At 37.8% G+C, this 19,555-nt stretch carries 18 protein-coding genes; 13 read left to right on the top strand and 5 right to left on the bottom strand.

Annotation, left to right across the window (positions count from 1 at the left end; all coding sequences use genetic code 11):
* Positions 1 to 58: 58 nt before the first annotated feature.
* The 5 genes from ACM40_RS08550 to ACM40_RS08530 all read right to left on the bottom strand — a co-directional run bounded on the left by ACM40_RS08550 (position 59) and on the right by ACM40_RS08530 (position 5,935).
* A complete protein-coding gene (locus ACM40_RS08550; RefSeq protein WP_048502395.1) occupies positions 59 to 1,627 on the bottom strand; it encodes a hypothetical protein in 1,569 nt (522 codons plus the stop codon).
* A gap of 6 nt (positions 1,628 to 1,633) precedes the next feature.
* A complete protein-coding gene (locus ACM40_RS08545; protein ID WP_048502394.1) occupies positions 1,634 to 2,206 on the bottom strand; it encodes a hypothetical protein in 573 nt (190 codons plus the stop codon).
* 642 nt (positions 2,207 to 2,848) lie between these two features.
* Positions 2,849 to 4,516, bottom strand: coding sequence for a ribonucleoside-diphosphate reductase subunit alpha (locus ACM40_RS08540; RefSeq protein ID WP_262483717.1), 1,668 nt, complete (start codon positions 4,514 to 4,516; stop codon positions 2,849 to 2,851).
* 48 nt (positions 4,517 to 4,564) lie between these two features.
* Complete coding sequence (locus ACM40_RS08535; RefSeq protein ID WP_048502392.1) at positions 4,565 to 4,852, bottom strand: hypothetical protein; 288 nt, start codon at positions 4,850 to 4,852, stop codon at positions 4,565 to 4,567.
* Between the two features lie 108 nt (positions 4,853 to 4,960).
* Positions 4,961 to 5,935, bottom strand: a complete 975-nt coding sequence (locus ACM40_RS08530; protein ID WP_048502391.1) for a ribonucleotide-diphosphate reductase subunit beta — start codon at positions 5,933 to 5,935, stop codon at positions 4,961 to 4,963.
* 426 nt (positions 5,936 to 6,361) lie between these two features.
* On the opposite strand from ACM40_RS08530, the gene ACM40_RS08525 reads away from it, so the two are divergent.
* From ACM40_RS08525 to ACM40_RS08465, 13 genes are all read left to right on the top strand, one after another.
* Positions 6,362 to 7,051, top strand: a complete 690-nt coding sequence (locus ACM40_RS08525) for an ABC transporter ATP-binding protein (RefSeq protein WP_048502390.1) — start codon at positions 6,362 to 6,364, stop codon at positions 7,049 to 7,051.
* Between the two features lie 98 nt (positions 7,052 to 7,149).
* Positions 7,150 to 8,379, top strand: coding sequence for an ABC transporter permease (locus tag ACM40_RS08520; protein WP_048502389.1), 1,230 nt, complete (start codon positions 7,150 to 7,152; stop codon positions 8,377 to 8,379).
* Positions 8,380 to 8,498: 119 nt separating this feature from the next.
* Complete coding sequence (locus ACM40_RS08515; protein ID WP_048502388.1) at positions 8,499 to 9,770, top strand: ABC transporter permease; 1,272 nt, start codon at positions 8,499 to 8,501, stop codon at positions 9,768 to 9,770.
* A 111-nt stretch (positions 9,771 to 9,881) separates the two neighbouring features.
* On the top strand, positions 9,882 to 11,075 hold the full coding sequence (locus ACM40_RS08510; protein WP_048502387.1) for an efflux RND transporter periplasmic adaptor subunit: 1,194 nt from the start codon (positions 9,882 to 9,884) through the stop codon (positions 11,073 to 11,075).
* A gap of 136 nt (positions 11,076 to 11,211) precedes the next feature.
* Entirely contained in the window at positions 11,212 to 12,732 is a 1,521-nt protein-coding gene (locus tag ACM40_RS08505) for a glycosyltransferase family 39 protein (RefSeq protein WP_048502386.1), read from the top strand.
* Positions 12,733 to 12,936: 204 nt separating this feature from the next.
* Positions 12,937 to 13,836, top strand: coding sequence for an NAD(P)/FAD-dependent oxidoreductase (locus ACM40_RS08500; RefSeq protein ID WP_048502385.1), 900 nt, complete (start codon positions 12,937 to 12,939; stop codon positions 13,834 to 13,836).
* Positions 13,837 to 13,946: 110 nt separating this feature from the next.
* Positions 13,947 to 14,273 (top strand): ArsR/SmtB family transcription factor, encoded by a 327-nt coding sequence (locus ACM40_RS08495; protein WP_048502384.1) that lies wholly within the window; start codon positions 13,947 to 13,949, stop codon positions 14,271 to 14,273.
* A gap of 55 nt (positions 14,274 to 14,328) precedes the next feature.
* Positions 14,329 to 14,802, top strand: a complete 474-nt coding sequence (locus ACM40_RS08490) for a DUF6428 family protein (RefSeq protein WP_048502383.1) — start codon at positions 14,329 to 14,331, stop codon at positions 14,800 to 14,802.
* A gap of 23 nt (positions 14,803 to 14,825) precedes the next feature.
* Complete coding sequence (locus tag ACM40_RS08485) at positions 14,826 to 15,437, top strand: protein-tyrosine-phosphatase (RefSeq protein WP_048502382.1); 612 nt, start codon at positions 14,826 to 14,828, stop codon at positions 15,435 to 15,437.
* Between the two features lie 2 nt (positions 15,438 to 15,439).
* A complete protein-coding gene (gene arsB, locus ACM40_RS08480; RefSeq protein ID WP_048502381.1) occupies positions 15,440 to 16,474 on the top strand; it encodes an ACR3 family arsenite efflux transporter in 1,035 nt (344 codons plus the stop codon).
* 131 nt (positions 16,475 to 16,605) lie between these two features.
* Complete coding sequence (glyA, locus tag ACM40_RS08475; protein WP_048502380.1) at positions 16,606 to 17,871, top strand: serine hydroxymethyltransferase; 1,266 nt, start codon at positions 16,606 to 16,608, stop codon at positions 17,869 to 17,871.
* 61 nt (positions 17,872 to 17,932) lie between these two features.
* The gene (locus ACM40_RS08470; protein WP_048502379.1) at positions 17,933 to 18,397 is read left to right on the top strand and encodes a regulatory protein RecX; all 465 of its coding nucleotides are present in this window, start codon (positions 17,933 to 17,935) and stop codon (positions 18,395 to 18,397) included.
* 44 nt (positions 18,398 to 18,441) lie between these two features.
* The gene (locus ACM40_RS08465) at positions 18,442 to 19,533 is read left to right on the top strand and encodes an aminotransferase class I/II-fold pyridoxal phosphate-dependent enzyme (protein ID WP_048502869.1); all 1,092 of its coding nucleotides are present in this window, start codon (positions 18,442 to 18,444) and stop codon (positions 19,531 to 19,533) included.
* The last annotated feature ends 22 nt before the right edge of the window (positions 19,534 to 19,555 follow it).

Raw genomic sequence — 19,555 nt, 5'->3', positions numbered from 1 at the left:
CAATACAAAAAAACCATAGAAAGTTCTATGGTTTTTTTGTATTGATTTTTAGAATATATTACTTTACTCCCTGTGTTACCATTTTATTTGAGATAACAGAATAGACACATCCGGTAGTCTTTAAATTGACTGTAATTGTAGCCGGAACAGATCGGTAAGCGGTATCACCGTAAGGTTCAATGATCTTTCCGTTTGCATCTTTTACAGTTCTTCCCTTTATGGTATAAGTCATTGTTGCGGTTCCTGTAAATCCGCTTGAAGGATTAAAGGTAACAATTCCGGTAGATTTATTATACGTCCATGTTCCCTGAGGAGTTACCTTTTTACGGTACAGGGTAAGATCTGTATCGCTGGTTTTTGTAAAGCTGAAAGTAGAATAATCTATATTGGCACTGCTTCCTGTTGGCGGAGTGGTAATGCTGATAGGACCTTTGTAGGCAATATCATTATTCAAAACCGGAATATTAACCGGCTGAAGCTTACAGGTAGACGCCACATCATCATTGGTAACGGCGGCATAAGGAAGAGTAAGTTTTACATTTCGGATGATGTGCTGCTGATATGCTGCTCCTGTAGCTGCTGCAAAACCGAGCTTTAAAACTGCCGGAACTGTTGCATTGAGGGTTTGGTTTGTAGGAGTTCCTTCAACATCAGAGGTATTAAAATCAGTTATTTGCGGATTTGCATTTTCAGTATACGGAACTGAGGTCTTATAGTGGTAATAATTGATTACATTGATTGGTGTTCCATTTTGAGTAGTCTGAATATCCACTTTTATATCAAATCCATCTGTCGTAGTTGGGGTTGTGAAATGTGGAATCAGGTCAAGATATACTTTTCTGAATTCTCCGGCATTGTTTCTAAGGTCAAAAAGTGAGGGTAGCGTATTTGAAGTAGTTAGATAGCTTCTGTCTGTCTGCAGGATTCTGCCCACCGTACCCGAATTGCTCAACGTAGAACGGGTAACCAATACAGGATATCCCGTATATCCTAATCCTAAACCTGTCGTATTGATGGCTGCACCCATTGCCCCTCTTAAAGTTACATGACTTGCTGCCTGGCTCCAGGTTACCCCTGAAATACCATTTATTCTGGATTCACCCTGAAAACGTTTCGATTTAAAATTCCCAAACTCATCCAGCGCAATACCCAGATAAGCCCCGGATAAACCTGGTTTTCTCTGACTTGCATAGGTATTCTGCGTTCTGTTATAGGAATATCCGATGCCAGCACCCGGTGCTCCAATGACAGGATTGGTTACTGCCCCGTCATAAAGGAAAAAAGATAAACCGTCTCCGTAAGTACCTCCCAGTGGAGTACCATTTTTCATATCATATTCAAATTCCACATGAAGACCGTTTACTGATGTAAAAGTTCTTCCGTTGATAAACAATCCCCCGAACTGGCTTGAGCTGGCAGGAGTAAGCTGTACTCCTGTAGCGGTATGTGAGGCATTTCCCTGTATCGAAAGCTCAGATGCTGAAGAAGCATTCATTAATGAGCTTGAATAGGAATAAAACCCGTAAATACTTGCCACTTCTGTACTGTCTGTCTGTGCATACACAAAGTTGGTAAGCAGAACAAAAACCAGGCTCATCAAAGACAGCCCTTTAAAATTTTTTTTCATGACTGCTTATTTTACAACAAATACAATGTTGATGAAAGATGCTGAAGTAGCATTTGATAATACGTCATAATTTAGTACACCCGTGTTGCTGATGCTGTTTATCTTGAAAACAGAAGCGTCATATCCCGTTACATAGTAATATATATCTGTTGCATTAGGGAAAAACGGAATTGTAGCAGGAGCTGATGTGCTTCTTGCATTCGCCGGTACATTCGAAAACTGATTTTTATACAGGGTATAAAGATCTTTTGTCTGTCCTGTTGCAGGAGTAGTAGTGTCAAAAACTACGCTTGGCATGTAGAAAAATTTAGCTACATAGGGAGAAAGACATACCCAGTCCGGAGCTGCAGGAGTTCCCACATTCTGGCTGATACATTTTCTGTTTGTATCAAAAATAACCAGTCCTGTTGCAGGATTAGTAACGGACGAAAGGTTGCTGATTCTGGGTAAAAGAACCCCTTTAGAAGTGCTTGTAATATCTAAAGCAGAGCTTGGATCGGGGGTAGAAGTGTTAATACCCACCTGAGCAGTAATGGAACAAAAAGCCATTACCAAAATTAAAGTGATAATCTTGTGCATTTTTCGAAATAATTTTTTTTGTGTGTTTGTACTATTAGCAAATTTCTTGCCAATATTAAGTTAATTGTTTAATACCCGTATTTTGTTTGTTTTATATTAGATACGAGTTTTTCTTGTGTTTGGTTTTTAATTTAAATATTTATTTTAAATTAAAAATTCATCATTTAGTGATTTCTGAGTAGTGTTTTTTTGTGTTTATTATTTTTATTCATTCATTTGGTATTATTGTTTTTAGTTGTGTTTTTTTATAATTATTTTAATTTTTTAATAAAACGTAAAATATGTTACGTTGATTTATTTAGTGCTTTTTTTGTAAAAATTTAAATTTTAATAATATGTTATCTGCTGTTGATCGCTATATCATTTTACAGTTAAAGATTTATTGTAAAAACATTTTATTATTAAATTTTCAGCAAATTTATATAAAATTACTTTATAATATTAATTAAAACCTTGTGTTTTAGAGACTTGATTCACTGCTTAGGGAATGAAAGGTAAATATTTCCAGTGTCAATGGAAGATTGCTATGAGTTTTAAATTTAATGAGTATAGTGTTAAAATTTGTTAAAATTTTAACCTGTAAATAAAAAAGCACGCAAAAAGCGTGCTTTTAAGTATGTTGATGTTTATTATTTATGAATCCTATGCCTCACAAGCTGAACAAGTTACAAAATTTACCATCATTTCTTTAGAAACAGATGAACTTCTTTGGTAATAAAGGGTTTTCACGCCTTTTTTCCAAGCTTCGATATAAAGATAGTTAACATCTTTTACAGGCATTGTAGAAGGAATCTGTAGGTTCAGAGACTGAGCCTGGTCAATATACTGCTGTCTTTGAGCGGCCTGGGAGATAATTTCCATCGGGGAAATTTCTTTAAACGTTTTGAATACTGCTTTCTCTTCGTCTGTAAGCTCCTTAAGGTGTTGTACAGAACCATGGTTAAGCATAATCGTTCTCCATGTTTCTTCGTTGTCAAGACCTTTTTCTTCCAGTAACTTTGCTAAATATTTGTTCTTACGCATAAAGTTTCCTTTCGCAAGACCGGCTTTATAATAGTTGGAAGCAAATGGCTCAATTCCAGGGGAAGTCTGTCCTAAGATCGCAGAACTTGAAGTGGTAGGAGCAATGGCCATTGTTGTGGTATTTCTCAATCCGTATCCTTTTAGTAATTCCGGTTCACCATAAATGTTGGCAAGCTCTCTTGAAGCGGTTTCCGCCTGTTCTTTGATATGTCTGAAAGCTCTTGCATTGAACTGAGTAGCTTCGAAGCTCTCAAAAGGAATCATATTTTTCTGTAAATAAGAATGGTATCCTAAAACTCCTAATCCAAGGGCTCTGTGACGCAATGCGAAGTTTCTTGCTCCCTGCAGGTAGTAGTTTCCTTCTGTTTTCTCGATAAATTCGGTTAAAACAGCATCCAGGAAGTAAACAGCCAGTTTTACGGCATCCGTATCCTTCCATTCGTCATACAATTCCAGGTTCATGGAAGACAGACAGCAGATGAAAGACTCTTCTCTGGTAGAAGGAAGCATGATTTCAGAGCAAAGGTTACTTGCATTAACAGGCATTCCAAGATCTTTATAAACCTGTGGTTTGTTCCTGTTCACGTTATCGGTAAAGAAAATATATGGAAGACCTTTCTGCTGACGGCTTTCAAGAACTCTTGCCCAGATTTTACGTTTGTCCATATCTCCATCGATCATATCCTGCATCCAGTAATCCGGAACACAGATTCCTGTAAATAAGTTCTGGATAGGGCTTCCGATATCTTTAATAGACAAAAATTCTTCAATATCACCATGGTCGATATCCAGATAAGCGGCAAATGCTCCTCTTCTTACTCCACCCTGCGAAACTACGTCCATCGCAGTATCGAATAATTTCATGAACGAAACCGCTCCTGAGGATTTTCCGTTATCCGTTACAGCAGTTCCTCTGTTTCTAAGTTCTCCGAAATACCCTGAAGTTCCACCACCGATTTTTGTCTGCATGATCACTTCACCCATTTTGTGGGTAATTCCTTCAATGCTATCCGGAATGTGTACGTTGAAACATGAAATAGGAAGACCTCTCTGTGTTCCCATATTTGCCCAGACAGGAGAGGAGAAGCTGATCCATCCTTTGGTGATCATTTCTTTGAAAGCAGGTTGTAATTCCGGCTTGTATAATTTTTTTGCAGCAGCAGTAGTGATTCTGTCGATGGCTCCGTCCACAGTTTCCCCTTTTAACAGATAGCCTCTGTTCAGCATCTGCTCGGACTCTTCATTGAGCCACCATATATTTGAATTTTGTTCTTCCATAGATTTTATATTTTCGAATTCCGGTGCAGTATTTATGCTTCGGAATTTTGTTGCTTTTTATATTGATTGTAATATGTCCACTTTGTGCGTACCGTTCAGTCCGCTTTCATCTCTTAATCTCTGAAATTCTTTAAAAGAAGGCGTGTTTAAAACCTTTTGCTGAACCTCTTCATTGATGTAGTTTGAATAATGTAAAAAAGTAACACCGTCTTCTTTTACATAAACCTTATATTCAAATGTCTCCTGATCCAGATTTTTAAAATCATCAAGAAATGTTTGAATATGGGATTTGTTTTCTGAAACGTATTCAGGGTTTACGGTGTAGGTTACAATTACATTGATCATTATTGTAGTTGCTATTTAAATGAAGTTATTAAAATGCTTTGGCATGCTCAGTATGATATTGCTAATACTAACTGCTTTGCCGCTCGCTTCGCTCGCGCTTCTTCCGGCTTAAAACAAATCGTTCGCCGTAATACTCTTATCGTGTTTCGTATAATCTACCGGTCTTTTTGCGAAGAAATCATCCATAGAATTAGCAAAAACCTCTTCTTCAAACCATTTCATTGGACGGTATTGCTCAGGGGAAACATTGTAACGGGTTTCCATGTTGATTTTCTTTAAGCTGTCGTCTACACGGTACTTCATGAAGTTCAGAAGGTCTTCTTTTGAGAAAACGCTTAATTCTCCCAGTTCAAAAATCCAGTCTAAAATTTCACCTTCCAGCTCAATGGACTGATCTACCAAGGTGTAGATGTCTTCGATATCTGAATCTGTCAGCAGGTCCGGCTGCTCTTCACGGATTTTGTTGATCAGGTAAATTCCTGCATTGGCGTGAATCTGCTCATCAACGGAAGTCCAGGCAATGATATTGGAAACGTTTTTCATGTATCCTTTGAATCTTGTGAAAGAAAGGATGATGGCAAACTGTGAAAAAAGCGATACGTTTTCGATCAGGATGCTGAATAATAAAAGAGAGGATACATATTCTTTTGGAGTGGTAGAATTCGCATGTTTCAGAACGTTTGACAGGAAGTCAATTCTCTTTTTTACGGCAGGAATTTCTATGACATTTAAAAACTCTTCGTTGTATCCAAGTACTTCTACCAATCGGGAATAGGCTTCGGAATGACGGAATTCGCATTCTGCAAAAGTAGCTCCCAGGCCGTTGAATTCAGGTTTTGGCAAGTGGTTGTATAGGTTTCCCCAGAATGTCTTTACAGACACCTCGATCTGTGCAATCGCTAAAAGTGCGTTTTTCACAGCATGTTTTTCATGTGGTTCCAACTGCGAATGAAAATCCTGAACATCTGCAGTAAAATCCACTTCCGAATGCACCCAGAACGATTTGTTGATCGCCTCTACAAACTGAAGAACCTCAGGGTATTCAAATGGCTTGTAACTTACTCTTTTATCGAAAATTCCCATATTTAAAATATCTTTAAAATTAAATAATCTGCATCACTGTGGATAACTTTGAAGCAATGCTTAACTTGTTGTATGTTTGGTATTTACGTTTGAAACATATTCACATTGACTGGTGTAGGTTTCTTGTAAAGAACTAATGACAAAGTTCGAAAAAAAGAACTGATTTTAAAAGGGGTAAATACTAATTGGCTGAGTTTTAACTGTAAAAGTTTTCCACATTTACATGAAACCAGCACAGATAATGGCTTACGGAGGGTTACAGGCAGAAAATAAATGAAAAATTAAAGTTACGGTTAAACACTTTTGTGTAATGTACTTTTAATAAAGGTTTAATTTGTTAAACAATAAAATATTCGAATAAATTATTGTTCTTGTAACAAATTGAAAATATCATCTACTTATTGGGTATAAAACAAGCACCACTTAATGTTAGTAATTCAGGATTTACATAAATCATACGATACAGGAAAAAGCAAACTGCACGTTCTGAAGGGGATTAATCTTAATATTTCCGAAGGCGAGTTTGTCTCTATTATGGGGAGTTCCGGTTCCGGAAAATCCACGCTTCTTAACATCATCGGTATTCTGGATGAAAAAGATTCAGGGACTTATGAGCTGGATGGGGTTCCAATTGAGCATCTGTCTGAGGTAAAAGCTGCAGAGTACAGAAGCAAGTTTCTGGGCTTTATTTTTCAGTCTTTCAATCTGATCAGCTATAAAACAGCTCTTGAAAATGTAGCACTTCCTTTATACTACCAGAATGTTCCCAGAAAAGAACGTAACCAAAAAGCATTGGAATACCTGGAGAAAGTAGGTCTCGGACAATGGGCAGGCCATCTTCCCAATGAGCTTTCCGGAGGGCAGAAGCAGAGAGTGGCTATTGCAAGGGCTCTGATTACAGATCCTAAAGTCGTTTTGGCGGATGAACCTACCGGAGCACTGGATTCCAAGACAACACACGATATTATGAAGCTTCTTCAGGATATCAATAATGAAGGAAGAACCATCATTGTGGTAACCCACGAACCTGACGTAGCCGCCCAAACGAAAAGAAACGTAATCCTGAAGGATGGGATCATAGAAAGTGATGAGTTTATTAAGCAGATTGTTTTGTAGGATTTGCTGATTTGAAAATTTGATAATGAGATAATTTGAAAATTTGGAGCTCGATTTTTTTAATCTTTGAATTTTTCAATCTTTTAATACAATAAGAAATGTTTGACCTAGATCGTTGGCAGGAAATATTCAGTTCTATTCGCAGTAATGTACTGCGGACGGTACTTTCGGGGTTTACAGTGGCTTTGGGGCTGTTTATTTTTGTTGTTCTTTTCGGGATAGGGAAAGGTCTTCAGAATGCCTTTACCGAAGGTTTTGCAAGAGATGCACAGAATCTTATCACGATATATACGGGTAAAACCACGCTGGCTTACAAAGGACTTCAGTCTGACAGGACAGTGACGATGGATAATGATGACTACGACTTCCTGGTCAATACCGATAAAGAAAAAGTAGGCGATGCCAGCCCAAGATACAGCACCAACTTGATGGTGAAATACGGAAAAGAAAGCGGAACTTACCAGATCAACGGTGCAGAACCCGGAGAGCAGGTTATTGAGAACCGAAAGATGCTGGACGGACGCTATCTTACACCAATGGACCTTGAGCGAAAGCTGAATGTAGCTGTAATTGGTAGAATGGTTCAGCGTGACCTCATCAAAAACGGAAGTCCTGTAGGAAAAGACCTTAATATCAACGGAACCATGTTCAAAGTAGTAGGTGTTTTTTCCGATGATGGAGGTGACTGGGACGAAAGGCATATCACAGTTCCCATTACGACCCTTCAGCAAATGAAAAAAGGTTCAGATACAGTATCTACCGCATATATTGCCTACAACGAAAAGCTGACACCTCAGGAGGCCATTAAATATGGTGATGAACTAAAAGACAGGTTAAAAGCAAGAAAAAATGTTGCTCCTGATGATGAAAACGGAGTCCGCGTCTGGAACAATGCTCAAAACATGAACGAAACCTTTCAGTTTATGGCGGTCCTTACCCTTATTGTAGGTTTTATAGGTTTGGGGACACTGCTGGCCGGAATTATCGGGATCAGTAACATCATGGTGTATATCGTAAAAGAAAGAACCAAGGAAATCGGTGTCCGAAAGGCAATTGGTGCCAAGCCGAGAAGTATTGTTGCCCTTATTGTACAGGAAAGTGTTGTGATAACAGTAATCTCAGGAATTATAGGAGTTGCCATAGGAGTATTGGCGCTTAGCTTAATAGGAGACAGCCTTGAAGAATATTTCATTAAAAACCCTAGTGTGGGATGGGGAACCATTTTTATGGCATTCATAGCACTGGTATGTTCAGGACTTATTGCAGGATTCGTTCCGGCATACAGAGCTTCAAGGATTAAGCCTATAGAGGCACTGAGAACGGAATGATGATGCGCTGATGTGATAATGGGTTGATCCGAAGATGAAGTCAATGCAATGAATCAAAGGCATCATTTATCATTCATCAATGATTATTTATAATACAATAAAACTTATAACTCAAAGAAGTGAACATTTTATTTAAAAAAGATACGTGGCAGGAAATTTATTATTCACTGAGGAATAATAAGCTTCGGACGTTCCTTACCATGATTGGTGTGGGTTGGGGAATGTTTTTGTATGTGAGTCTTCTTGGGGCAGCAAAAGGAATGGAAAACGGTTTTGATAAACTATTTTCCGGATTTGCCACCAACTCCATTTTTCTTTGGGCTCAGAAAACCTCCATTCCGTATGACGGATTTCCTAAGGGAAGGGAAGTTCATCTCCAGTTATCCGATATGGATATGCTGAAAAGAAAAGTTACTGCCGTAGATTATATCTCACCACAAAATGCAAGGGGCAGCTTTACCGGAACGCCAGGCGAATCCATGTCAAGAAACGGTAAAAACGGAACCTATTCTCTTACCGGAGATTATTCGGTGGGGAATAAAATATCTGAAAAGAAACTTATTTTCGGCCGTTACATTAATGATGCTGATGTTCAGGGAAATAAAAACGTAGTGGTAATTGGAGAAGAGATCTATAAGAATTTTTTTGATGCCAAGAAAAAAGAAGATCCCGTTGGGAAACAGGTCAATATAAAAGGCATATTTTTTAACGTGATCGGCGTTTTCAGAGTGAAAAAAGGAGGCGGATTTGAAAACGACAGAACTGCTTTTATCCCTCTTTCAACCTATACAAAAATGTATAATGCCGGAGAGCAGATTGACATGTTTGCAATTGTAAGCAAGCCCAACGCCAATGTAAACGGAGTGGAAGAAGAGGTAAAACAGGTCCTGAAAACCAAAAATAAAGTATCTCCCGAAGATACCAATGCCTTCGGAAGTTTCAACCTTGGAAAAGAATTTAAAAAATTGACAGGTTTTCTTACGGGAATGCAGCTTTTAACAATTATTGTGGGAACGCTTACCATTCTTGCAGGAGTTATCGCTATCTCAAACATCCTTCTGATTACCGTAAAGGAAAGAACCAAGGAAATCGGAATACGAAGAGCACTGGGCGCAAAACCCGCCGAAGTAAGAAACCAGATTCTCCTGGAAAGTGTGGTGATTACCCTGTCTTCCGGAATTCTCGGATTTATGTGCGGAATTTTCGTCCTCATTATTTTAAATATGGTGACCCAGAACCAGGATGATTTTCCATTCTACAACCCGACCGTAAATTATGGAAACGTATTCGGTGCCATGGCTGTGATGGTAGTCCTTGGTCTGATTATCGGGATGATCCCGGCACAGCGGGCAGTAAAAATCCGTCCTATTGAAGCATTGAGATCAGAGTAGTGATGTGATGTTAATTTGAAAATTGAAATTGATTTTAATGTTTAAATTTTTTAATCATTAAATATTTAAATAAACTAATACCCTTTTAATAGTAAAAAATAAACTAGATATATGAAAAAGAAATTCACTTGGAAAAAAGCCATTTATATTGTACTCGGGCTTTTATTTGCAGTGGCGCTGTTCTCCGGGATCGGGTATCTCGTGAAATCAAATTCTAAACAGAGTGAAGCTTTCCTTACCAGAAAACCAAAGTACCAGGATATGGAAGACAAGGTGATGGCTACAGGAAAGATTATTCCAAAAGAAGAGATCGAGATCAAACCGAATATTGCAGGGATCATTGATAAAATTCTGGTAGATGAAGGAGATAAAGTAACAGCAGGACAGCTGATTGCAACCGTGAGAATCATCCCTAATATTGCTGATGTAAACAATGCCCAGCAGGAAGTGGTAAACTCCCAGCTGCAGATCAGTAATGCTAAAATGAATGTAGATAATATGCAGAAGCAATATTCTATGCAGGAAAAACTGTACAAGCAAGGGGTTATTTCCAAGCAGGAGTATTTAAACTCGCAGCAGCAGCTGTTTTCACAACAGCAGGCTCTTAGGAATGCCAATCAGCAGCTGGCTACCGCTCAGAAAAGACTGCAGATTGTGAAAACAGGAGCTACTCCGGAACTTCAGGGCCTTGCGACAACGCAGATCCGTTCCAAAGCAGCAGGTACCGTTCTTGAGGTTCCTGTAAAAGTAGGAAGCCAGGTAATCGAAGCCAACTCATTCAATGCAGGAACAACGATTTGTTCCATTGCAGACCTTAATTCTTTGATCTTCCAGGGAGAAATAGACGAAGCTCAGGCCGGAAAACTGAAACAGGGAATGGATATGAAAATCGTGATCGGAGCCCTTCAGAACAAAACGTTCCCGGGAAAACTGACCATGATTGCTCCTAAAGGAAAAGATAATCTGGGAACCATAAAATTCCCGGTAGAAGGGGATGTAAACAATCCTAACAACGAATACATCAGAGCAGGATTTTCTGCCAACGGTGAGATTGTGCTGAAATCTGAGAAGAATGCATTGCTTTTGGACGAATCCCTGATTCAGTATGAAAAGAAAAACGGCAAAGACACTCCTTTCGTAGAAGTGAAGCAGCCTGATGGGAAATTCAAAAAAGTATATGTGAAATTAGGCGCCAGCGATGGAATCAACGTACAGATCCTTTCAGGACTTACCAAAGACTCTGAAGTGAAAGTCTGGAACCCTTCCGATAAAGATAAAGAAGAGCTTAAAGAAAAGAAAAAATAGTAAACAATCACTATATATTTAAACTGTATGATCCCGGGAGCTTTTTCCGGGATTTTTTATTGACCGAACCGATGTAATGAATATTTTCAATAAATTGTCTTAAAAAAGAATAATAACCCTACAAACATTATAATTGATGAAGAATCGCCTCCTTCTCATTTTTTTTGTCATTGCAAAATTCATTCTGCAATACTCCCTGATCAGTCCGGAATACGAGCTTCACAGGGACGAATACCTGCATCTGAATCAGGCCAACCATCTCGCTTGGGGATATCTGTCCGTCCCTCCCGTGAATTCATGGCTGGCATGGCTTATTAAAATACTCGGAGGATCCGTGTTCTGGGTAAAATTCTTTCCGGCTCTTTTCGGTGCACTGACTCTTGTGGTCGTATGGAAAATCATTGAAGAGCTTCAGGGTAGCTTATATGCTAAGATTTTAGCCTCAACGGGCATTTTGCTTTCCGCACTTCTCCGGATCAATATGCTTTTTCAGCCTAATTCTCTGGAAATTCTACTGTGGACCCTGATTTATTATACGCTGATCCTGTATTTCAATTTAGAAAAAGTAAAATGGCTTTACATTACAGCAGTCATCTTTGGAATTGGCTTTCTGAATAAATACAATATTGTCTTCTCCGTGCTCGGACTAATCCCGGCTATCCTGCTGACCCGGCAAAGAAAGGTCTTTCTTCAGCCTCATCTTTACGGAGCAGCTTTGGTGGCTTTATTAATCATGCTTCCTAACCTGATCTGGCAATACAAATTCGATTTCCCGGTTGTTTCACATATGAAAGAACTCTCGGAAAGGCAATTGGTTCATGTTGGCCGTTTCGGGTTTTTTAAATCCCAGATCCTTTTCTTTATAGGCTCATTATTGGTAATTATTTCAGGTTTTTATGCACTGCTGTTTTACAAGCCGTTTGAGAAGTTCAGATCCTTCTTTTGGGCATATGTCATAACGATTGCCCTGTTTTTATTTTTCAGGGCTAAAGATTATTATGCTGTTGGACTTTACCCGGTTTTTATAGCATTTGGGGCCGTTTTTCTGGCGCATATCTTTGATAAAGGCTGGAAGAAGTTTCTTAAACCTGTTTTTATCCTTATTCCTGTTCTTCTGTTTCTGCCTTTGTATAATCTTGCTTTTCCCAATAAAAGTCCGGAATACATCATCAGCCACCCTGAAAAATATAAAAAGATGGGATTACTCCGCTGGGAAGATGGTAAAGATCATCCGCTCCCTCAGGATTTTGCAGATATGCAGGGATGGAAAGAGCTTGCCCAAAAAGTGGATAAAGAGTATTCCCAGCTTTCACGAAGTGGCAGGACCCTGGTTCTTTGTGATAATTATGGCCAGGCAGGAGCTATTAATTACTATTCTAAAAAAGGAGTAAGGGCAGTCTCCTTTAATGCAGATTATCTAAACTGGTTTGATCTCAGCAAAAGGTATGATAACCTGATCCGGATAAAAGAAGCTTTAGAAGTTGACGAGTTAAAAGAGTCAGGTCCTTATTTTGAAACCTCCAAGTTGGCAGACTCTATTACCAATAAATTTTCCAGAGAAAGAGGAACTAAAATCTTCAGTTTCACAGGAGCGAAAATTGATGTCCGGCCAAAAATTTTGGATGAAATCAATGAAGTGAAACACAGATATCAATAATAGGGCAGCTGATTTTAAATTTTACAGATTTAAAATCAGCTGCTCAGTTTATAATATTTATATTAAATAATATTGGTCAATATTAATGCAACATTGTTTCGTTAATGAAATATTATTTATCTTTGTAAGGCAAATAGACCAATAAGCAAAACCTGAAGCTGTCCGTTTTGCTATTATCAATCATTAAACACTAATATCAATTAAATGAAAAATTTTGATGTCATCATTATAGGAGGGAGCTATGCAGGACTATCCGCAGGAATGTCTCTGGGAAGATCACTAAGAAATACTCTGATTATTGACAGCGGTAAACCATGCAACATGCAGACTCCGCATTCCCATAACTTTATCACTCACGATGGCAAAGCGCCGAAAGAAATTTCTGATCTTGCCCGGGAGCAGGTCGCAGCATATGATACCGTAAAGTTTCATGAAGGTTTTGTAGCGGCTTTAAAGAAAACAGATGAAGGATTTGAAGCGGAAACCTCCACAGGAGAAAAATTCTATGCTAAAAAGCTGGTTCTGGCATCAGGAGTGAAGGATATTATGCCGGAAATTCCGGGATTTGCAGAATGTTGGGGGATTTCAGTACTGCATTGTCCATACTGCCACGGTTACGAAGTGAAAAATGAAGTGACAGGAATACTTTCAGATGGCGATATGGTCTATGAATTTTCAAAGCTTGTGTATAACCTGACCAAAGATCTTTTTTTATTCAGTAATGGACAGTCGACTCTTTCAAAAGAGCAGAAAGATAAGCTCGCTCATCATAATATCAGTTTGGTTGAAGATGAAATTGAAAAAATTGCACATGAAAACGGCTACATCCGGAAAATAATCTTTAAAAGCGGAAAAGAAATTTCTTTACAGGCCCTTTACGCTAAAATACCGTTTGAACAGAATATCAATGTCTCGGAAGATCTGGGTTGTGAGCTTACCGAACACCGATTTATTAAAATTGATGATATGCACAAAACCAATATCCCCGGTGTTTTTGCCTGCGGAGATAATGTAACCATGATGAGATCTGTTGCCAATGCTGTCGCACAGGGAAATTTTACAGGAGCTATTGTCAACAAGGAGCTTGCAGATGAGGAGTTTTAATTATATATTATAAATGGGTGCGGTCCCTGTAGGAATTTCTGCAGGGATTTTTTATTAAATATTTTGCTGTAAAAATTTATTATCGTAATATTGCGATATAATTAAACATCATGGGTGCTACTAAAACAGATTTCTTTACAGATGAACAGAATAAAATAGCAATTATTGCAAAAGCTTTGGGGCATCCAGCAAGAATTGCCATCATAGAATATCTTCTGAAGGTCAATGAATGCATCTGCGGAGATATTGTCAATGAACTTCCTCTTGCACAACCCACTGTTTCTCAACATTTAAAAGAACTGAAGAATGCAGGTCTTATAAAAGGAAATATTGAAGGGAACTCCGTTTGCTACTGTATTGACGAAAAAGCTTTTGAAGTTTTAAACACTTTCTTTTCGAATATTATTGCTACAGTCAAAAAGCAGAATTGCTGCTAAAATTTTTTAACCATAACTATCGTAATATTGCATTATAACAATTAAAATATCACTTATGAAACTATCAGATATCAAAAACATTTTACCTTCATTGGATAATGTTGAATTCCAGCTTGAAAACGGCAAATTAGTTCCTGAACACTTTCATGTAACAGAAATAGGAAGTGTGACTAAAAATTTTATCGACTGTGGAGGAACCATCAGAAAAGAAGAGAGAGTCAACTTCCAGCTTTGGAATGCAGATGACTATGAACATCGCCTTAAACCCGGAAAGTTATTGCATATCATTAACCTTTCGGAAGAGAAGCTGGGAATAGGCGATTTTGAAATTGAGGTGGAATATCAGGATCAGACCATTGGAAAATATGATCTTGAGTTTAACGGTAAAAATTTTGTTTTAAAGAATAAACTGACCGCTTGCTTAGCTGCAGACGCCTGTGGAATCCCTCCGGAAAAGCAAAAAATAAACTTGAAAGGGCTGAAAACTAACCAGAATTCTGGTTGTACACCGGGTTCAGGCTGTTGCTAAATATTAACCTTATAATGATTCGAATGTATCCTAAATTGACAAAACAGATAGAAGAACTTCTTTCTCAAGAGATCAGCGAAGAAAGAAAAGATGTTTTACAGCCATTGATAGATTTTGTAAAGCAGAAAAGAAGAAATCAGGAATCAATATCTATTAATTTTATTTGTACCCATAACTCCCGGAGAAGCCATCTTGCACAGATCTGGGCGCAAACTGCATCCGCCTATTTTAAAATTTCTAATGTAAACTGCTATTCCGGAGGTACGGAAACAACGGCTTTATTTCCTAAAATTGTCGAAACATTAACAGAAGCTGGCTTTCATATCTGGAAACTAAGTGAAAGCGAAAACCCTGTATATGCTGTTAAGTATTCTGAAAATGCTTTACCTGTTATTGGATTTTCTAAAAAGTATGATGATAATTTTAACCCAAATACAGGCTTTGCTGCAATTATGACCTGTTCACAGGCAGATGAAGGTTGTCCCTTCATTTCAGGTGCCGAGAAACGTATTCCTGTTACATTTGAAGATCCGAAAATTTCAGATGACACGGCTGAACAAACTATAATATACAGAGAAAGAAGTCTGCAGATCGGTGCCGAAATGTTTTATGTTTTTTCCAAAATAAATGATTAAAAATGAATACCAAATTAAAATTTCTTGATAGGTATTTAACACTTTGGATTTTTCTGGCCATGATCATTGGAGTAGGTTTGGGATATTTTTTTCCGGGCATCTCTGTAATCACCAATTCATTTTCTTCAGGGACTACCAATATCCCTTTAGCTGTAGGATTAATCCTGATGATGTATCCACCTTTGGCGAAAGTAGACTATAACTTATTACCACAAGTGTTCCGGGATAAAAAAGTAATATCCGTTTCGTTGTTGTTGAATTGGGTCGTAGGGCCTGTTTTAATGTTTGTTTTAGCTGTTGTTTTTCTTAAGAATGAGCCGGATTTTATGATCGGACTCATTCTTATAGGCCTGGCAAGGTGTATTGCCATGGTTATTGTCTGGAATGACCTGGCAAAAGGGAACCGGGAATATGCAGCCTTGCTGATCGCCTTAAATAGTATTTTTCAAATCATATCCTATAGTTTTCTGGTATGGCTGTTTATTAATCTCCTTCCTCAGAAATTAGGATTGGGTAATTTTAATGTTTCTGTACCTATTGGCAATGTAACGGAAAGCGTTTTAATTTATCTGGGAATTCCTTTTTTAGCAGGTTTTATAAGCCGTTATTGTCTTACAAAACTCAAAGGAAAAGCATGGTACAGCCAAAAATTCATCCCTGCCATCTCACCTGTTACTTTATATGCCTTATTATTTACAATTGTCTTAATGTTTAGCTTAAAAGGGGATAAAATAATGGAACTGCCCATGGATGTTGTAAAAATTGCAATTCCACTGATTATTTATTTTGTATTGATGTTCTTTATAAGTTTTTCAATAAACAAATGCCTTAAAGTTCCTTATGACAAAAATGTTTCCATCGCTTTTACAGCGACAGGAAATAATTTTGAATTGGCTATTGCAGTAAGTATTGCCGTTTTTGGAATTCATTCGTCGCAGGCTTTTGTAGGAGTTATTGGACCTTTGGTAGAAGTTCCTGTATTGATCTTATTGGTGAAAGCTAGTTTATATTTAAAAAGAAGTTATAAGCTGGAGTAAAAAAGTCACAATTGATGGTAAATTGATGCATAATACCTGAAATTTTATTCCCAAATCAGATTTTAGGATAAAGAAATCTTACAAGAAATTCCGTACATTTGGGGTGAAAAATTTCAAAAACTAAAAGTAAAATGGACATTATTTTCGACCTGATTGAAAAAGAAAGACAAAGACAATCCCATGGATTAGAGCTTATTGCATCAGAAAACTTTGTTTCTGAGAACGTGATGAAAGCAATGGGAAGTGTACTGACCAACAAATATGCTGAAGGATATCCCGGAAAAAGATATTACGGAGGATGTGAAGTAGTAGATGAGGTTGAAACATTAGCCATCAACAGAGCCAAAGAACTTTTCGGTGTAGATTATGTCAATGTACAGCCGCATTCAGGTTCACAGGCTAATGCTGCTATTTACCTTGCAGTTTTGAAAGCAGGAGACAAAATCATGGGAATGGACCTTTCAATGGGAGGGCATCTTACTCATGGTTCATCTGTGAATTTCTCAGGAATTCAGTATCAGGTGGTTTCTTACGGTGTTCAGAAAGAAACAGGACTTATCGACTACGATCAGATGAGAGAAGTAGCTTTGAGAGAAAGACCAAAAATGCTTATCGCAGGTTTCTCCGCTTATTCAAGAGATCTTGATTATGCTAGATTCAGAGAGGTTGCAGATGAAATCGGAGCTACACTTTGGGCAGATATTGCTCACCCGGCAGGTTTAGTGGCAAAAGGATTATTGAATTCTCCATTTGAACATTGTCATGTGGTGACCACTACTACTCACAAAACTTTAAGAGGTCCGAGAGGAGGAATGATCATGATGGGGAAAGACTTCGAAAACACATACGGTCACAAAACGCCGAAAGGAGAAACAAAGATGATGAGCCAGGTATTAGATGGTGCTGTTTTTCCGGGTATTCAGGGCGGACCGCTTGAGCATGTTATTGCCGGTAAAGCAGTTGCTTTCGCTGAAGCATTAGACGTTCAGTTTGAAACCTATGCAAAACAGGTTAAAGCCAATGCACAGGCATTATCAAAAGCTATGATCAACAGAGGTTTTGATATTGTAAGCGGAGGTACAGATAACCACTTAATGCTGGTTGACCTTAGAAATAAGAACGTCAACGGAAAAGAAACAGAAAAGGCTTTGGTACTGGCAGATATCACATGTAATAAAAATATGGTTCCTTTTGATGACAAATCACCGTTCACGACTTCCGGTATCAGATTGGGAACTGCTGCCATCACAACAAGAGGTCTTAAAGAAAATGATATGGACACCATTGCAGGATTCATCTCTGAAGTGGTAGAAAATATCAAAAATGAAGAAGTGATCGGTTCTGTAAGAAAGAAAGTAAATGAACTGATGGAAGGCAAAGCCCTGTTCAACTATTAATCTGAATTAAAATATTATCATAGAGAATGGGCGGCTTTGTCCATTCTTTTTCATATCTATTATGGAGAAAAAATCTTTCACCTTTGATGAAATAAAGCAGAAACTGGTCAACTATTGTGTCTATCAGGACCGTTGCCATGTAGAAGTGGAGCAAAAAATGAGAGAATTCATGCTCATTGATGAAGCAAAGGATGAAATTATCCTGTACCTATTAAAAGAAAACTATCTTAACGAAGAAAGATTTACACGAAGCTATATCAGAGGAAAATTTTACATCAAGCACTGGGGCAGAAATAAAATTAAAATGCACCTTAAGCAGAAACAGATTTCTGAAAAACTCATCAACAGCTGCTTCGATGAAATAGATGAATCCGATTATGAAAAAATGATCAGAAAAATCTTTGAAGACTACTATTCAAAGCAGAAAGGGATGAAGGAATATCAAAAAAAATCTAAAACAATAAAATATTTGATGAGCCGAGGCTTTGAATATGAAAAAATAAATGATACTTTTGCGGAAACATAAATAGATAATTGAAAAAAGAAAAAATTTGGCTCTCACCTCCTCATATGGGAGGAAATGAGCTTGAATATATACACAACGCATTTGATACCAACTGGATTTCCCAATACGGCTCCAATATAGATGAATTTGAAAATAGCCTGGAAAACTATTTAGGAAACAATTCTCATGTAACGGCTTTATCTTCCGGAACTGCAGCCATTCATCTGGCGCTTAGATTATTAAATATTGAAGAAGGCGATTTCGTTATCTGCCAGTCTTTTACTTTTGTGGCTTCTGCCAACCCCATTCTTTACCTTAAAGCTGTTCCGGTATTTGTCGATAGCGAAGACCAAACCTGGAATATATGTCCGAATGCTTTGGAAGATGCAATAAAATACTGTATTCAGCAAGGAAAAAAGCCGAAAGCGATTATTGCAGTTTGCCTGTATGGAATGCCTTTTAAAGCGGAAGAAGTATTCGAGGTTTCAAAAAAATATGATATTCCCGTAATTGAAGACAGTGCGGAAGCGCTAGGCAGTAAATATAAAGGCCGGCCTTGTGGTACTTTCGGAGATCTTTCTGTTATTAGTTTTAACGGAAACAAAATTATCACTACTGCAGGCGGAGGAGTTTTGATCTCAAGAAATGAGGAGGTAAAGAAAAGAACGCTTTTTCTTGCTACACAGGGTAAAGACAACGAAGTGTTTTACAATCATTCCGAATTAGGATATAATTACAGGATGGATAATATTGCAGCCGGGATTGGAAGGGGACAGCTGGAGACACTCGAAGAAAAAATCATTGCGAAGAGAAAAAATCATGATTTTTATCACGAACTCTTGAAGAATAATGAAAATATTGATTTATTTTCGGCCCCAAACAGTGATTTTTATTCTAATTACTGGCTCAATACTGTTATTCTGAAAAATAAACTTTCGAAGGAGGAGCTTAGGAATAAATTTTCACAGAATAATATAGAAACCAGATATCTGTGGAAGCCAATGCATCTTCAGCCTCTGTATAAGGACTGCAGATTTTTTGGGAATAATTTATCTGGTACGCTTTTTGACACAGGACTTTGTCTACCGTCAGGAACCAATTTAACGAATGATTGCAGAAATAGAATTTCTGAAGTTTTAGAAAATGAAATTCCCTAAATTTGTTTTTAAAATTTACGGA

The organism is Chryseobacterium sp. BLS98, from assembly GCF_001045445.1.
Classification (GTDB): Bacteria; Bacteroidota; Bacteroidia; order Flavobacteriales; family Weeksellaceae; genus Chryseobacterium.
This window is presented reverse-complemented; position numbering and strand designations above follow the sequence as displayed.

What these genes read in the sequence shown, in the direction of transcription:
- ACM40_RS08530 (WP_048502391.1), bottom strand. Translation starts at nt 5,935, where the DNA reads ATGGGAATTTTCGATAAAAGAGTAAGTTACAAGCCATTTGAATACCCT.
- ACM40_RS08465 (WP_048502869.1), top strand. Translation starts at nt 18,442, where the DNA reads ATGGGAGGAAATGAGCTTGAATATATACACAACGCATTTGATACCAAC.
- ACM40_RS08505 (WP_048502386.1), top strand. Translation starts at nt 11,212, where the DNA reads ATGAAGAATCGCCTCCTTCTCATTTTTTTTGTCATTGCAAAATTCATT.
- ACM40_RS08550 (WP_048502395.1), bottom strand. Translation starts at nt 1,627, where the DNA reads ATGAAAAAAAATTTTAAAGGGCTGTCTTTGATGAGCCTGGTTTTTGTT.
- ACM40_RS08520 (WP_048502389.1), top strand. Translation starts at nt 7,150, where the DNA reads ATGTTTGACCTAGATCGTTGGCAGGAAATATTCAGTTCTATTCGCAGT.
- ACM40_RS08535 (WP_048502392.1), bottom strand. Translation starts at nt 4,852, where the DNA reads ATGATCAATGTAATTGTAACCTACACCGTAAACCCTGAATACGTTTCA.
- ACM40_RS08485 (WP_048502382.1), top strand. Translation starts at nt 14,826, where the DNA reads ATGTATCCTAAATTGACAAAACAGATAGAAGAACTTCTTTCTCAAGAG.
- glyA (WP_048502380.1), top strand. Translation starts at nt 16,606, where the DNA reads ATGGACATTATTTTCGACCTGATTGAAAAAGAAAGACAAAGACAATCC.
- ACM40_RS08545 (WP_048502394.1), bottom strand. Translation starts at nt 2,206, where the DNA reads ATGCACAAGATTATCACTTTAATTTTGGTAATGGCTTTTTGTTCCATT.
- ACM40_RS08525 (WP_048502390.1), top strand. Translation starts at nt 6,362, where the DNA reads ATGTTAGTAATTCAGGATTTACATAAATCATACGATACAGGAAAAAGC.
- ACM40_RS08510 (WP_048502387.1), top strand. Translation starts at nt 9,882, where the DNA reads ATGAAAAAGAAATTCACTTGGAAAAAAGCCATTTATATTGTACTCGGG.
- ACM40_RS08470 (WP_048502379.1), top strand. Translation starts at nt 17,933, where the DNA reads ATGGAGAAAAAATCTTTCACCTTTGATGAAATAAAGCAGAAACTGGTC.
- ACM40_RS08500 (WP_048502385.1), top strand. Translation starts at nt 12,937, where the DNA reads ATGAAAAATTTTGATGTCATCATTATAGGAGGGAGCTATGCAGGACTA.
- ACM40_RS08490 (WP_048502383.1), top strand. Translation starts at nt 14,329, where the DNA reads ATGAAACTATCAGATATCAAAAACATTTTACCTTCATTGGATAATGTT.
- ACM40_RS08495 (WP_048502384.1), top strand. Translation starts at nt 13,947, where the DNA reads ATGGGTGCTACTAAAACAGATTTCTTTACAGATGAACAGAATAAAATA.
- arsB (WP_048502381.1), top strand. Translation starts at nt 15,440, where the DNA reads ATGAATACCAAATTAAAATTTCTTGATAGGTATTTAACACTTTGGATT.